Origin of the sequence: Mesorhizobium sp. M7D.F.Ca.US.004.03.1.1, assembly GCF_003998635.1 — a bacterium.
GTDB classification, from domain to species: Bacteria; Pseudomonadota; Alphaproteobacteria; order Rhizobiales; family Rhizobiaceae; genus Mesorhizobium; species Mesorhizobium loti.
Map to the genome: position 1 here is coordinate 1 of NZ_RZQG01001277.1, position 1,294 is coordinate 1,294.

At 63.0% G+C, this 1,294-nt stretch carries 2 protein-coding genes; one reads left to right on the plus strand and one right to left on the minus strand.

Annotated features, from left to right (window positions below; genetic code table 11):
• Positions 1 to 299: MaoC family dehydratase (locus tag EN935_RS36290; RefSeq protein WP_164771699.1), on the minus strand; the 299-nt coding region annotated here is incomplete at its 3' end.
• Positions 300 to 452: 153 nt separating this feature from the next.
• On the opposite strand from EN935_RS36290, the gene EN935_RS36295 reads away from it, so the two are divergent.
• On the plus strand, positions 453 to 1,294 hold an 842-nt coding region (locus tag EN935_RS36295), incomplete at its 3' end, for a DUF2336 domain-containing protein (protein ID WP_127374245.1).

Here is a 1,294-nt window from a genome sequence, read left to right on the forward strand (position 1 = left end):
GTGTCGCCATGGAAGACCGGATGCGGAAACACGGTTTCCTTCATGCCGAGATTGGCCACCGTGGTGCCGACGGTGATGTCATTGACCGAAATGCCGATCATCAGCCCGAGCGTGAACAGCGAGTTGACCAGCGGCTTGCCCCATTCGCTCTTGGCGGCAAAATCGAAATCGATATGCAGCGGCTGCGGGTTCAGCGTCATCACCGAAAACAGCATGTTGTCGCTTTCGGTTACGGTCTTACGCAGCGTGTGCTGGAAGACATGGCCGACGACGAACTCTTCGAGATAAAGCCCGGCCATTTTCTCTCTCCTCCACTGTTTGACGGTTGATAGGCGCTGCATTCAGGGCTCGCAAGCCAGTTAATGAACATGGTGAACCGTTCGTAAACCATTTCTGCCTACGGTCCTGACTGGGGCCAGAAACCTTCTGGCAAGGGGCGTAAGCAGGCGGGCATGGTTGTTGTTTCGCATTTCCTGAAATGGATCTACACCGCCAGGGTGTCGGAGCGCGCCGCCGCGGCCAGCGCGCTGGCCCGGGCCTATGTAAATTCCGACCTGCCATTCGAGGACCGTTGCGCCGCCGAGGCAGCGCTGACGCTGTTGCTCGACGATGCCTCGTCGAAGGTGCGTCTGGCGATGGCCGAGGCGCTGTCCATGAGCCACCACGCGCCATTGCAGATCATCAGCGTGCTTGCCTCCGACCAGCCGGAAGTCGCCGGCGTGGTGCTGGCGCGCTCGCCGCTGCTCACCGACGCCGATCTCATCAACCGCGTGGCCTCAAGTCCGAGGGCGACGCAAAAATTGATCGCCGACCGGCCGCTCGTCTCGATGGCGCTGTCGGCGGCCATCGCCGAGATCGGCGAGGCGGAAGCCTGCGCCGTGCTGCTCGCCAACAGCGGCGCCGACATCGCTTCGCTCAGTTTCCGCCGCATGGCCGAACGGCACGGGCATCTGCCTTTGGTGCGCGAGGCGCTGATATCGGACGCCCGCCTGCCTGCCGACTGCCGGCATATGCTGCTCGTCAAGCTCGGAGAGATGCTGAAAACGTCGCCGCTGGTGATGGCATTGATGGGCGCGGCGCGCGCCGACCGCGTCATGCGCGACGCCTGCGTCAAGGCTTCGGTGACGCTGATCGAGGGCACGCGCCAGGAAGAGCATGCCGCACTGATCGAGCATCTCAGGCTGCGCGGCGATCTGACCGCGAGCTTCCTCATCCGCACCATCGCGCATGGCAAGGTCGACTTCTTCGGCTCGGCGCTGGTCGCGCTCAGCCAGCAGTCCGAACAAAGGGTGAG